Below are 13,030 nucleotides of genomic sequence, written 5' to 3'. Positions count from 1 at the left end.
GAAGGACGCTTGTACGATCCCTCCATGCGCAGCGCGGACGACACGGTAGGCGGAGAAGACGTGCGCCGGGTGCTCGCCCTGGCCATCGACACCCTGAGGCGCGGGGATCCCCGGTTGTGGGACGCCAGGGCCGGCACGCTCGAATGGACGTGCTGGGAGACCTACGAGCACCTGGCCGACTGCCTGTTCACCTATGCCGCGAGGTTCGGGCTCGCCCAGCCTCCGGCGTCCTCGCTCCTGCCCTGGCGGGCGGGCAGCGACCGGGAGGACGGGCCGGTGAGGGTGCTCGCCGCCGACCGGTCCGCGGGCCCGGACGGCCTGCTGGCCATCGTGGAGGCGTGCGGTGGCCTGCTGGCGTCCGTGGAGCGCACCGCCGATCCGAACGCCGTCGCCCACCACGTCTTCGGGCCCGCCGAACCGGCGGGATTCGCCGCGATGGGCCTGGTCGAGACGCTCGTGCACACCCACGACGTCGCCCAAGGGCTGCGCCTGGAGTGGTCGCCGCCGGGTGACGCCTGCGCACGGGTGCTGAAGCGGCTCTTCCCGCACGTCACCGACGACGGGGACGCATGGGAGTCGCTGCTGTGGGCGACGGGGCGCATCGCGCTTCCCGGCCGCCCGCGCCTGACCGAGTGGCGCTGGTACAACGAGCGGTCAGGCGCAGGCGGTGAAGGCCGGATGCAGGGCCGTGGCCTCGGATGACGGCAGCAGGGGGCGGGCCGACAGCCAGGCCGCCGCGCCCGCCGCGTCCCGGGCCGTCGTGACCGTCTCGCCCGACAGCAGCTCCATCACGGCCTCCCGTACGGGGCCGTCGCTCGTCAGCACGCTGCCGGCGAGCACCACGGGCCCCGACACGTGCACCCGGCGCAGGGTCGCCACCAGGTGGTCGGCGGCCTCCTGCACGATCTTCACGGCCAGCGGGTCGCCCGCCTGGGCGGCCTCGCTGACCAGCGCGGACAGGGCGGCCAGCCGCATGTGGTCGGCCTGGGCCAGGCGGACGATGCGGGCGCCGGCGGCGCGCGGCGTGGCGGGCCGTTCGGTGCCGAGGAAGTGCCGCCCGACGAGGGTGAGGAGCAGGCCCTCGCCACCGGCGGGGGGCTCGGCGGGGAGCAGCTCCGCGACCGGCAGCCCCCGGTCCATGGCGTTGACCACGGCCTTGGCGGCCTGCCGGCCGATCCAGAAGCCGGAGCCCGTGTCGCCCAGCAGCCAGCCCATGGCGTCGGCGACCTGCGCCAGCTCGTAGCCCGCGATCCGGGCCGCGCCCGCGCCGGTGCCGGACAGCAGCAGCGACCCGTCGGGCTCGGCGGAGCCGGCGGCGTAGGCGATGGTCAGGTCGCCCTCGTACCGCGGCCCGTGCACGATCCCGTGCTCGGCCCAGATCCGCGCCAGCTCGGGCACCATCTCGGCGACGTCCCCCGCCATGCCGACCATCGACGCGGCCACCCGCGGCCCGCTGCCGGGCGGGAGGGCCGCCTTCACCGCGTCCCCGAGTGAGGCAGCGGCCTTGAGGAGCCCGTGGGCGGTCGGATTGGCCGCCCCGGCTCGCGCGTAGCCGACCCGGGTGCCGTCCAGCGCGTGGACGGCGACCCGCGTGGAGGTGGCGCCGGCGTCGACCCCGACCACTAGCGATTGCGTCACGGTCCGAGTCTGGGGGTTGACGCGACCAAGAAGCAAGAATAATTTTCGCCAGAAGACCGGGTATTCGGAAGGAATATTCGTGACTTCAGGAGCGCTCGCGCGCGTCGAAACAGAACTACCCGGCTTGCCGGAGGCCCTGCGCCGGGTCGGCGAGGTGATACTCGGAGACCCCGCCGAGGCCGCCAGGTCGACCATCATCGCGCTGGCCGAGCGGGCGGGCAGCTCGCCCGCCACCGTGACCAGGTTCTGCCGCGCCTTCGGGTTCTCCGGGTACGCCGAGCTGCGCGTGGCCCTGGCCACCGAGACGGGACGGGCGGCGCAGGCCGGCTGGGGCGCGGGCGTCGGGCACGAGATCGGCCCCGACGACCCGCTCGGCGCCGCCATCGAGGTCATGGCCGCCGCCGACACCAGGCTCATCCAGGACACCGCCGCCGGCCTCGACCCCGACGTCGTCGCCCAGGTGGCCGACGCGATCGTGGCCGCGCCCCGCGTCCTGCTGGTAGGGGTCTCCACCAGCGGGAACGTCGCGACCATGCTGGAAGGCCGGCTGCGCCGCATCGGCATCCCCGGCTGGAGCGCGGGCGACGCGCACGTGGCGCTGTCGGAGGCGGCGCTGCTGAAGGACGGCGACGTGGCCATCGGCATCAGCCACCGGGGACGTACGCGCGAGGTCATGGAGTCGCTGGCCGAGGCGGGCAGCCACGGCGCGCTCACCGTCGCCGTCACCTCCTTCGCCCGCTCGCCGCTCGCCGAGCTGGCCGACCTGGTGCTGACCACGGCGAGCAGGGAGACCACGTTCAGGCTCGGCGGGCTGGCCGCCGTGCATTCGCAGCTGTTCGTGCTGGACGCCGTGTACGTGGCGGTGGCGCAACGCACCTACGAGCGGACGAACGAGGCGTTCGAACGCACGATCAGCGCCGTGGAGAGCCATCGGGTGGAGAGGAGCCCATGACGTACGCAACCAAGGTCCTCGATCTGGCGCGCCAGGTCGCGGAGAGCCAGGCGGAGCCGGTGAGCCGGGCGGCCGCGCTGCTCGTCACGTCCATCAGGGCAGGCGGCGTGGTAAACGCTTTCGGTTCCGGACATTCCGAGGCCATCGCCATGGAGATCGCCGGGCGCGCGGGCGGCCTCGTCCCGAGCAACCGTCTGAGCCCCAGGGACCTCGTGCTGTACGGCGGGCAGCCGCCCAGCGTGCTCACCCCTGAGCTGGAGCGGGACCCCGCCGTGGCCCGGCAGATCTACGACCTGGCGCCGGTCGAGCCCGAGGACGTGTTCGTGCTGGTGTCCAGCTCCGGCGTGAACGGCACCGTCGTCGAGCTGGCCAGGCTCGTCAAGGACCGCGGCCACCCGCTGATCGCGATCACCTCGGTCCAGCACAGCACCCGCATGACCTCCCGCCACCCGTCGGGCGGCAAGCTGCTCGACCTGGCGGACGTCGTGCTCGACAACGGCGCGCCGTACGGGGACGCCATCCTCGACCTGCCCGGCGGCGGCAGCTACGGTGCGGTTTCCACGATCACCTCGGCGCTGCTGGCGCAACTGGTGGTCACCGAGGCGGTGGACGCGCTCGTCGCGCTCGGCGAGACGCCTCCCATCTACCTGTCGGTCAACGTGACCGGCGGCGACGAACACAACAAGGCCCTGGAGAGCCGCTACGCAGGGCGCATCAGACGCGGAAAATGAAAGGTCAGGAGTAGTCACCATGGCTCACACCCCCCATATCAGCAGGCGCGAACTCCTCCGCGGCGCGGCACTCGTGCCCGTCGCGGGCGCGCTGGCCGCCTGCGCCACGCCGGCGGCCCCGCCCGCGGCGTCGAGCTCGGCGGCCCCCGTCGCGACCAGCGCCGCCAACCCGTTCGGCGTGGACGCCAAGAAGCCGCTGGAGGTGTGGATCTTCGACGGCGGCTTCGGCCAGCAGTACGCCACCGACATCCACCAGCCGCTGTTCAAGAGCAAGTACGCCGGCATCGAGGTCAAGCACAACTCGACCAAGGAGATCACGAAGGTCCTCCAGCCGCGCTTCGCCGGCGGCAACCCGCCCGAGGTCATCGACAACTCCGGCGCCAACAAGATGGACTTCGGCGCCCTGGCTCAGGACGGGCAGCTCGCCGACCTGAGCCCCCTGCTTGACGCGCCCTCCTGGGACGACCCCAACGTCAAGGTGCGCGACACCATCGACCCGTCCGTCATCGAGATCGGCACCTACGACGGCAAGTTCAGCGTCGTGGGCTACGTCAACTACATCTACGGCATCTGGTACTCGCAGAAGGTCTTCAAGGACAACGGCTGGGAGATCCCCAAGACCTGGGACGCGTTCCTCGCCCTCTGCGAGACCATCAAGAAGTCCGGCAAGATGGCGCCCTTCACCTACGCCGGCAAGCACCCGCAGTACGCCTACGAGCCGCTGCTCACCATGGCCGCGAAGATCGGCGGCAAGGAGGTGCTCGTCAACATCGACAACCTCGAGGACGGCGCCTGGAAGCAGGAGGCCGTGAAGACCGCGGCCGAGAACATGGCCGAGATCGGCGCCAAGTACCTCCTCCAGGGCACCGCCGGCCTCGACCACGTGCAGACGCAGACCGCGCAGAACAAGTACCAGGTCGCCATGCTGCCCTGCGGGTCCTGGCTGGAGAACGAGCAGAAGTCCACCACCCCCGAGGGCTTCGACTACGCGATGTTCCCCATCCCGGACATCACGGGCTCCGACGCGCTGCCGTACACCACGCTGCACACCGCGCCGGGAGAGGAGTTCATGGTCTCCGCCAAGAGCGCCCACCCGCAGGCGGGCATGGAGTACCTGCGGGCCATGCTCTCCAAGAAGGCGGCCGGCGAGTTCAGCAAGCTGGTCAAGACGGTCACCGTGGTCAAGGGCGCCAGCGAGGGCCTGACGATCTCGTCCGGCGTGACCAGCGCCTCCTCGGCGGTCGCGGCGGCGGGCGCCAACACCGTCTACTACCGCGCCTTCGGCTGGTACGGCCCCCTCAACGACGAGGCCAAGGCCGCCACCGGCGAGCTCATGACCGGCGGCCTGACCCCTGACGCCTACCTCGAGCGCATGCAGAAGAAGGCCGACGAGATCAAGAACGACTCCTCGATCAAGAAGTACAAGCGCTGATGCTCTTCAACAGATATCGCCGTGGGCTGTTCATCGCCTCGTTCCTGGCAGCCCCGGTGATTCTCTACGCCATCTACGTCATCTCGCCGAACATCCAGGCCTTCTACATGGCGATGACGGACTGGCGCGGCGTGACCGCGACGCCCAACTTCATCGGCCTGGAGAACTTCCAGCGGGTGCTCGGGGACAGCGTCTTCTGGAAGGCCGTCACGCACAACCTCGGCCTCCTGATCCTGCTGCCGGCGATCACCATCGTCATCGCCCTGTTCTTCGCCTATCTCCTGAACCTGGGCGGCAGCAAGGGCGTGTCGGGCATCCGCGGGTCCACCTTCTACCGGGTGGTCTTCTTCTTCCCGCAGGTCCTGGCGGTCACGATCGTGGCGGTCCTGTTCCAGCAGGTGTTCCGGCCGGACGGCAGCGGCATGCTGAACGGGCCGCTGATGGCGCTGGGCATCGAACCGGTCGGCTTCCTGTCGAACTCGGGCATCGCGTTCTGGTCGGTGCTCGGCGTCCTCGTCTGGCAGGCCGTCGGCTTCTACGTCGTGCTCTTCTCGGCCGGCCTGGCGGGCATCCCGCGGGACGTGTTCGAGGCCGCGCAGATCGACGGGGCCAACCGGTTCACCCTGTTCTTCCGCATCACGCTCCCGCTGTTGTGGGACACCGTGCAGGTCGCCTGGGTCTACCTGGGCATCCTGGCCATGGACGCCTTCGCGATCGTCTGGGTGATGACCCTCCAGCAGGGCGGCCCCGACTGGTCGACCACGGTCATGGCGGCCGAGATCTACCGGAACGCCTTCGGGTACTTCCGCTTCGGATACGCCTCCGCCCTCGGCGTGGTGATGTTCCTCTTCACGGTGGGCTTCGCGATCCTTTCGCTGCGCCTGTCGCGGCGCGAACGAATCGAGTACTGAGAGATGGCAACGATGACCCCAGTGACGTCCGCAGGGGCGCCATCGAGGAGCGCCGCCCGCGACGAGCGGAAGCGGCGCCTCGGTCCGCTGGGTGTGCTGACGCACGTCACGCTGGTGATCTGGACCCTCCTGGTGATGGTGCCGATCGTCTGGACCTTCCTGGCCTCGGTCAAGAGCGAGGACGAGATCTTCGGCGCCGCGTGGTCGCTGCCGTCCACGCTGCACTGGGACAACTTCGCCAGGGCCTGGGAACAGGCGCGCATCGGCCAGTACATGCTCAACAGCGTCATCATCGTGTCGTTCAGCACGTTCGGCACGATGCTGATCGGCTCGATGGCGGCGTACGTGCTGGCGCGTTACCCCTTCCGGGGCAACCGCGTGATCTACATGCTGTTCGTCGCGGGCATGGCCTTCCCGTTCTTCCTGGCGCTGAGCCCGCTGTTCTTCGTGGTGCAGAACATGGGCTCGGTGCCGGTGATCGGGCCGTTCATCGGGCTGAACACGTACGCGGGGACGATCCTGGTCTACATCGCGTACTCGATGCCGTTCACGATCTTCTTCCTGTCGGCCTTCTTCCGTACGCTGCCGACGGGGGTCGCGGAGGCGGCGATGGTCGACGGGGCCTCGCACACCCGGGTGTTCTTCCAGATCATGTTGCCGATGGCCAAGCCGGGCATCATCAGCATCACCATCTTCAACATCCTGGGGCAGTGGAACCAGTACCAGAAGCCGCTGATCCTGCTGCAGGACCGCGAGAAATGGGTGCTCACCCAGGGCATCGCCGACATCTCCACCGCGGCCGGCTACGACGCCGACTGGGCGGCCCTGTTCGCCGCCCTGACCCTGGCCATCCTCCCGATGCTGGTCGTCTACACCGTCTTCCAGCGCCAGATCCAGTCAGGCCTCACCGCCGGTGCCCTGAAATAGCTCGCATGCCGGACATCTCCGGCTTAGGGTGCGGAGTGTGACTGGCGACATCCGCGCGTTGCTGGCCCGCCACCTGCCCGACTACCGGGTACGCTCCGTCAACCGGCTCGGCCACGGCCTCGACAACTTCGTGTACGAGGTCAACGACGAGCTGCTCGTACGGCGGAGCAGGGTGGCGGACCCCCAGGCCAACCGGCAGGAGGTCGCCCGCCTGGCGGCCGTCAGGGAACTGTCCCCGCTCCCCGTCCCCGAAGTGGTCTTCGCCGACGACGAGACCGGCACGATCGCGTACCGCAAACTCCCCGGCACCCCGCTCAACCAGCACCACAGCGCCGACCTGGACCCCTCCCGCCTCGCGGAACCACTCGGCGCCTTCCTCAGCGCCATCCACGGCGCCATCCCCGCCACCATGCGCGACCTCGCCCCCCTGGACGTCTACCCGGCACCCACGCTCCTCCGGGACGCCGAACTCGACTACCGGGACATCGAACGCCACGTCCCCGAACCCCAGCGCCCGCTCGTCGAACGCTTCCTCCGCGAACCCCCGCCCGCCGAGCCGCAGTCCCTCCGCTTCTGCCACAACGACCTCGGCGCGGAACACGTCCTCGTGGACGCGGACACCGGCACGATCACCGGCATCATCGACTGGACGGACGCCGCGATCACCGACCCCGCCCACGACTTCGCCCTCATCTATCGCGACCTCGGCCCCGACCTCCTCGACCTGACCCTGGCCCACTACGAGTTCCCGGTCACGAGCGAGGACCGTGCCAGGATCCGCTTCTACGCCCGGTGCGCGTTGATCGAGGACCTGGCGTACGGCCTGAGCACCGGCCCCCGCCACTACGCCGACGCCGCCCTCGCCCACCTGCCCTGGACCTTCACCACCTAAGCGCACCCGCCCGTCGCCCGTCGGGATGGTTGCCCGTCGCCGCCCGCCCCGAGCGGTCCTCGCTACGCTCGGGCTGTTTCTTGGTGCGCGCCTGCGGCACGCAAGGTCATCGCAAGCAGCGCTTCGCGCTCGGGGGCTCAGCCGCTTCTCCCAGTCGGGGCAAGCCCCGACCCCTGTAGGTCTTCGCTTCGCTCAGGCGCCCCATCGATGCGCAGGCTTCGCCCGCGCATCCCTCATCGTCGAGACGCCTGTGGAGGCAGAGCCGATCGCGAGGCCATGAGATGTGATCGCCGGAGAGGAGAAGGCCGGGATGCTGGGGAGGCCCTGTTCGTCCACGGGCAGGAACGTTCGGACGGAGAGGTCTTCCTCACCACACGGGGGGCATGCGATGCTCCCCGGCATGACGAAAGCCGACGACACGTCAGAGCCCGCACCGCGCTTGAACCTGCTCGACTTCTACACCGGCCGTTCGACGCTCCGGAACGTGGGGACCGTGGGCGTCGTCGCAGGACTGCTCCTTGCGGTGATCCAGCTGAACAGCGATCGGGATCCGCTGTGGGTGATGTTCTTCCTGGCCCTCGCCGCGATAGGCGCCCTGATCAGGATCGAGGCCGCGATCCGCGACGCCAGGCGTTGAGTAGCCGTCGCGGGCGGGCCGCGGGGGAGCGTCACACGCGTGGCGTGAACTGGTTCAGGTCGTAGATGCCGAGCGCCTTCTCGATGTCGGCCACCTGCCCGACGACGCCGGTGAAGCCTGCCGCGCCGAACCGGCGGTGCTCCTCGTCCTCGAAGGTCTCGGCCATCTCGGTGAACTCCTTGGGCGGGATGACCTCCCGCATGGCGGGGAAGACCACGGTGTCCTCGCGGGCCTCGTGCGGCTCGTACATGCGGATGAAGGCGGCCATGTCGGCGACCAGGCCGCTACGGGCCCGCGGCGGGGTGGGTTCGGCGGTGGCGTCCAGGATGCGGCCGGTCAGCACGCGTCCGCGCTGGTGCTGGCGGACCAGGACGGGGACGATGTCGGTCAGCTTGCCGGCCTTGACCAGGCGCGGGAAGACATACCGCTCTTCGAGCTGCTCGTGGTACTGCTCGATGAAGGTGCGGATGATGCCGGCCCCGGCGTGCAGGGGCTGGACGGGCACCTGCTCGCCGGCGTTGATCCGGCGGATCCCCTCCCGGTAGATCAGCAGGACGCGCTTGAGCACCCCGTGCTCGCGCATGAGGTCCTCGGGTGGCGTGACCGGCACCTCGTCGGCCTGCTCCGGGGAGGGGGTGGGCGTCGCGGCGCTGCTGGCCTGCCGGGTGGTGCCGCAGCCGGCCAGCATCGCTGAGCCGCAGGCCAGGGCGACGGGCAGGCCGAGCATCTCCCGGCGGCGCACGCTCGGCGTTTCGCGGTCGTCCCGTGTTTCGTCGCCCATCGTCGGCCTCCCGGATTCTCCCGACCAGTCACGATGCGGGCCGGTCGGACCGCATCACCACGAATGCCTGCCCGACCGCGAGTGATGGGATGCGATAGCGCAGGCAATGCTTGCCTCTGCTCGGCCGGCGGCCTCAACGGTCCGGGCGGGACCACGATGGTGCGGATCCCGTCGACCCTGATCAAGGATCGAGCGGTTGCGACATCGCGATCGGCGGCCCGGTCTGCCCGCCGAGGTGGCCGCGGCGGGGCTGATCGACGAGTACCGGGTCAGGGTCCATCCGGTGCTGGCCGGCGGCGGCGAAATTCGTTCGCGGAACCGGTGGCCGGTCTGCTTGGCTTCCTGTCATGGCATCGTCCGTCTGGGTGGGGGAGCGCGTCCGCCTGCGTGGCAGGGAGCCCGAGGACTGGGAGGCGTTCCACGCCTTCGACGAGGATTCCGAAGCCGTCAGGAACGGCTGGCGGCTGGAGCCGCCGAGGTCGGTGGCGCGGGCGAAGAAGGAGACGACCGAGGACGCCGAGAAGGAGTGGGATCTCGACGAGTTCTCCCTGGTCATCGTCACGAAGCAGGACGACGCGCCGGTGGGGTCGATCAACACGCACACCGTGGATCGGCTGCACGGCACCTTCTCCTACGGGATCGCCGTCGGCACCCCGCACCACCGCAAGGGGTACGCCAGCGAGGCGATCGTCCTGGTGCTGCGGTACATGTTCTACGAGCGCCGCTTCCAGAAGGCCGAGGCGTGGGTCTACAGCTCCAACGAGGCGTCCCTGGCGCTGCACCGGCGGCTGGGGTTCGTGGAGGAGGGCCGCCGGCGCAGGAGCCGCTACGCCAACGGCCGTTACGACGACGAGGTGCTCTTCGGGATGACGGTCGAGGAGTACACCGAGCGTTACGCCTGAGCGGCCAGGGGGTTCGTGCCGCGCGCCCACACCGGGGTGCCGTCGACGCGTGACAGGCGCCAGCCGGCGGGGAAGCGGGTGGCCTCGTAGTGGAAGCGCTCGCTGAGCGTGTAGCGGGGCTCGGGGGCGGGGCGGCCTTCCGGGGTGTCGCCGGGGGTGAAGGTCACGATCACGTCCGCTCGTACGGTGGCGTGGTCGCCGTCCACCTCCACCAGCGGGTTGTGGACGAAGTGCTGGACCCGTTCGGCGGTGGAGTGGTTGCGGGAGGCCTGGGCGATGACGGCGTCGCGGCCTGAGGCGAGGCCGCCGGGGGTGCGGACGCTGATGGCGGGCGAGAACACGGTCGTCAGGTCGGCGAAGCGGCCCTCGTCCATGCAGGCGTAGAGGCGGTAGATGAGCTGGGTGACGTCCGTGCGGTCGGTTTCCACGGTGGCGGGCATGAGGATCCCCTGAAGGTTGTTGGTTGCACCAATGTTGGTGTGACTAACGGTACAGGGAGATTGTGGGTCGCGCCAATGGAGTTGGTACCGTTGATCGGGTGGAGAGAGCCGAGGACCCGATCCCGCGCCGGTTGCAGGGCCTGCCGAGCCGGCTGATCAACCAGGTCGCGATGTCCGCCAACCGGCTCGTCGACCAGGCGTTCGCCGGGCCCGGGCTGCGCCGGTACCACTTCTCGCTGCTGGCCGCGCTGGAGGAGTTCGGGCCCGCCAGCCAGGCCGCGCTGGGGCGGCGTACCGGCATCGACCGCAGCGACATCGTGGCCACCGTGAACGAGCTGGCCGAGCGCGGGCTGGTCGAGCGCAGCCCCGACCCCGACGACCGCCGGCGCAACGTCATCACCGTCACGCCGGCGGGCGTCCGGCAGCTCGAAGTGCTCGACCGGCTGCTCGCCGGGGCGCAGGAGGAGCTGCTCGCGGCCCTGACCGGGGCCGAGCGCGAGCAGCTCATGGGCCTGCTCACCAGGGTCGCCGGCCGCCACACCGCCGCTCAGTGACGAAGGGCGGGGCGCAGGCGCCGCGCCGCCGTCACCACGTTCGCCAGTGACGCCTCGACCTCCTCGTACGTACGCGTCTTCAGCCCGCAGTCCGGGTTGACCCAGACCCGCTCCACCGGCAACTCCTCAAGGGCCCGCCGCAACAGCGACTCCACCTCCTCGGTGGACGGCACCCGGGGCGAGTGGATGTCGTACACGCCGGGCCCGAGCCCCCGCCCGAACGCCGAGACCGCACCCAGGATCCGGGCCCCCGAGCGGGCCGACTCGATGGTGGTGACGTCGGCGTCCAGGCCGTCGATGGCGGCGAGGATCTGGTCGGCGTCCGAGTAGCACAGATGGGTGTGGATCTGGGTGCGGTCGCTCGCCCCCGACGTGGCCCGCCGGTACGCCGCCACCGCCCACTCCAGGTACTCGGCCTGCGCGGACCGGCGCAGCGGCAGCAGCTCGCGCAGGGCGGGCTCGTCCACCTGGATGATCGACAGCCCGGCCGCCTCCAGGTCCCGCACCTCCTGCCTGATCGCGTCCGCCACCTGGAACACGACGTCCCGCAGCGGCAGGTCGTCGCGCACGAACGACCAGGCGACGATCGTGACCGGCCCGGTGAGCATGCCCTTGACCGGCCGGGACGTCAGCGACTGCGCGTACGCGGCCCACCGCACGGTGATCGGCGCGGGGCGGCCGACGTCGCCGTGCAGGATCGGCGGCCTGGTGCAGCGCGACCCGTACGACTGCACCCAGCCGTTCCTGGTGACCGCGAAGCCGTCGAGGTGCTCGGCGAAGTACTGCACCATGTCGTTGCGCTCGGGCTCCCCGTGGACGAGCACGTCGAGCCCGAGCCGCTCCTGGACCCGGATCACCCGCTCGATCTCCGCCTCGACCCGCCGTTCGTAGTCCGCCTGGGACAGCGTGCCCGCCGCCACCGCCGCGCGGGCCGCGCGCAGCTCGCCGGTCTGCGGGAACGAGCCGATGGTGGTGGTCGGCAGCGGCGGCAGCCGCAGGTGCCCGGCCTGCGCCGCGGCCCGGACGGCGTACGGCGAACGCTCCTCCGACGGCATCGGTGCCGACGGCAGCGCCACGGACGGCACGTCGTCGCCCCCGAACAGCGTGTCGCCACCCCCGAACAGTCCGTCGCCGGTCTCGAACAGCGCGCCGCCGGGGGCGCAGGCGGCGGCCAGCGCCACCACCTCGGCCACCTTCTCCTCCGCGAACGCCAGCCGCCCCCGCAGCTCCGGCTCCAGGCCGGTCTCGTCCGTCAGCGAGTAGGGCACGTGCAGCAGCGAGCACGACGTGCTCACGACGACCTGCGAGGCCCGTACCGAGCCCAGGGCGGCCAGCGCGCGCCCGGGGGAGGTCCGCCACACGTCCCGCCCCGACACCACGCCCGCCACCACGATCTTGCCCGTCAGGTCGGCCGCGGGCACGCCGCCCCGGACGAGGTCCAGCCCGATGGCCTCCACCGGCGTGCCGGCCAGCACCGGCAGCGACTCCCCGAGGTCGCCGAAGTACGAGGCCACGAACAGCCCGGGCCGCGAGGCCGCCGACCCCAGCCGCTCGTAGGCCGCCCGCACCGCGGCCAGCTCCTCGGGCGTCCGGTCGCCCACCAGCGCGGGCTCGTCGAGCTGCACCCACGCGACCCCCTCGGCGGCCAGCGCGGCCAGCAGCTCCTCGTAGCAGCCGAGCACCTCCTCCAGCCGCTCCAGCGCCGAGCCCAGCAGCAGGAACGTCACCGGCCCGACGACCACGGGCCGCGTCTCGAAGCCCAGCGCCCGCGCCTCCCGCACCTCGCCCAGCGGCTTGCTCGCGTCCAGCTCGAACACGGTCTCGGGCCCGATCTCCGGCACGAGGTAGTGGTAGTTCGTGTCGAACCACTTCGTCATCCGCAGCGGCGCCAGCCCCTCGGTGCCCCGGGCCATCGCGAAGTAGGGGTCCGCCGCGTCCCGGTAGCGCTCGGGCACCGCGCCGAGCAGCACGGCCGTGTCCAGCACCTGGTCGTAGAGGGAGAACGTGTTCGACGGCAGCCCGCCGAGCCCGAGCTCCGCCAGCCGGCGCCAGGTCCGTTCCCGCAGCCCGGCGCCTGCCCGGTCGAGGTCGGCGCGGGTCGAGCGCCCGCTCCAGTACGACTCCAGCGCCCGCTTCAGCTCGCGCCGCGGGCCGATGCGCGGGTATCCGAGCACGGTGGACGTGGGGAAGGAGGACATCTCTTCAGCTCCCTAGATCTGGATCAGGTCGCTGG

The 13,030-nt window shown here is 70.9% G+C and carries 14 protein-coding genes; 10 read left to right on the top strand and 4 right to left on the bottom strand.

Annotated features, from left to right (window positions below; all coding sequences use genetic code 11):
* The first annotated feature begins 24 nt into the window (after positions 1-24).
* On the top strand, positions 25-702 hold the full coding sequence (locus HD593_RS46445) for a hypothetical protein (RefSeq protein ID WP_185109295.1): 678 nt from the start codon (positions 25-27) through the stop codon (positions 700-702).
* On the opposite strand, the gene HD593_RS46440 is transcribed toward HD593_RS46445, so the two are convergent.
* Positions 655-1,638 carry an N-acetylglucosamine kinase gene (locus HD593_RS46440; RefSeq protein WP_185109294.1) on the bottom strand — a complete coding sequence of 328 codons (984 nt, stop codon included), beginning with the start codon at positions 1,636-1,638 and terminating at the stop codon, positions 655-657. The two genes, HD593_RS46445 and HD593_RS46440, sit on opposite strands and share 48 nt — an antisense overlap.
* Before the next feature lie 79 nt (positions 1,639-1,717).
* Here HD593_RS46440 and HD593_RS46435 point away from each other — a divergent pair, with 79 nt between their 5' ends.
* From HD593_RS46435 to HD593_RS46405, 7 genes are all read left to right on the top strand, one after another.
* Entirely contained in the window at positions 1,718-2,590 is an 873-nt protein-coding gene (locus tag HD593_RS46435) for a MurR/RpiR family transcriptional regulator (RefSeq protein WP_185109293.1), read from the top strand.
* Positions 2,587-3,321, top strand: a complete 735-nt coding sequence (locus HD593_RS46430) for a sugar isomerase domain-containing protein (protein ID WP_185109292.1) — start codon at positions 2,587-2,589, stop codon at positions 3,319-3,321. Before HD593_RS46435 ends, HD593_RS46430 begins: the two co-directional genes overlap by 4 nt.
* A 19-nt stretch (positions 3,322-3,340) precedes the next feature.
* Positions 3,341-4,753, top strand: coding sequence for an N-acetylglucosamine/diacetylchitobiose ABC transporter substrate-binding protein (gene ngcE / locus HD593_RS46425; protein ID WP_185109291.1), 1,413 nt, complete (start codon positions 3,341-3,343; stop codon positions 4,751-4,753).
* Complete coding sequence (locus HD593_RS46420; protein ID WP_185109290.1) at positions 4,753-5,664, top strand: carbohydrate ABC transporter permease; 912 nt, start codon at positions 4,753-4,755, stop codon at positions 5,662-5,664. The genes ngcE and HD593_RS46420 overlap by 1 nt, the downstream gene beginning before the upstream one ends.
* Positions 5,665-5,676: 12 nt before the next feature.
* Complete coding sequence (locus HD593_RS46415; RefSeq protein ID WP_185109289.1) at positions 5,677-6,591, top strand: carbohydrate ABC transporter permease; 915 nt, start codon at positions 5,677-5,679, stop codon at positions 6,589-6,591.
* Positions 6,592-6,628: 37 nt separating this feature from the next.
* Positions 6,629-7,483, top strand: coding sequence for a phosphotransferase family protein (locus HD593_RS46410; RefSeq protein WP_185109288.1), 855 nt, complete (start codon positions 6,629-6,631; stop codon positions 7,481-7,483).
* A 400-nt stretch (positions 7,484-7,883) separates the two neighbouring features.
* Complete coding sequence (locus tag HD593_RS46405; protein WP_185109287.1) at positions 7,884-8,120, top strand: hypothetical protein; 237 nt, start codon at positions 7,884-7,886, stop codon at positions 8,118-8,120.
* A 31-nt stretch (positions 8,121-8,151) separates the two neighbouring features.
* On the opposite strand, the gene HD593_RS46400 is transcribed toward HD593_RS46405, so the two are convergent.
* Complete coding sequence (locus HD593_RS46400) at positions 8,152-8,901, bottom strand: hemerythrin domain-containing protein (protein ID WP_185109286.1); 750 nt, start codon at positions 8,899-8,901, stop codon at positions 8,152-8,154.
* Between the two features lie 347 nt (positions 8,902-9,248).
* Between HD593_RS46400 and HD593_RS46395 the strand changes: the two genes are divergently transcribed.
* Entirely contained in the window at positions 9,249-9,803 is a 555-nt protein-coding gene (locus tag HD593_RS46395) for a GNAT family N-acetyltransferase (protein WP_185109285.1), read from the top strand.
* Here HD593_RS46395 and HD593_RS46390 read toward each other — a convergent pair.
* Entirely contained in the window at positions 9,794-10,243 is a 450-nt protein-coding gene (locus tag HD593_RS46390) for a nuclear transport factor 2 family protein (RefSeq protein ID WP_185109284.1), read from the bottom strand. The genes HD593_RS46395 and HD593_RS46390 overlap by 10 nt on opposite strands.
* 98 nt (positions 10,244-10,341) lie before the next feature.
* Here HD593_RS46390 and HD593_RS46385 point away from each other — a divergent pair, with 98 nt between their 5' ends.
* A complete protein-coding gene (locus tag HD593_RS46385; RefSeq protein WP_312904217.1) occupies positions 10,342-10,797 on the top strand; it encodes a MarR family winged helix-turn-helix transcriptional regulator in 456 nt (151 codons plus the stop codon).
* On the opposite strand, the gene metE is transcribed toward HD593_RS46385, so the two are convergent.
* Positions 10,791-12,995, bottom strand: coding sequence for a 5-methyltetrahydropteroyltriglutamate--homocysteine S-methyltransferase (metE, locus tag HD593_RS46380; RefSeq protein WP_185109283.1), 2,205 nt, complete (start codon positions 12,993-12,995; stop codon positions 10,791-10,793). The two genes, HD593_RS46385 and metE, sit on opposite strands and share 7 nt — an antisense overlap.
* Positions 12,996-13,030 lie beyond the last annotated feature (35 nt).

This window comes from Nonomuraea rubra (assembly GCF_014207985.1).
Classification (GTDB): Bacteria; Actinomycetota; Actinomycetes; order Streptosporangiales; family Streptosporangiaceae; genus Nonomuraea; species Nonomuraea rubra.
This window is presented reverse-complemented; position numbering and strand designations above follow the sequence as displayed.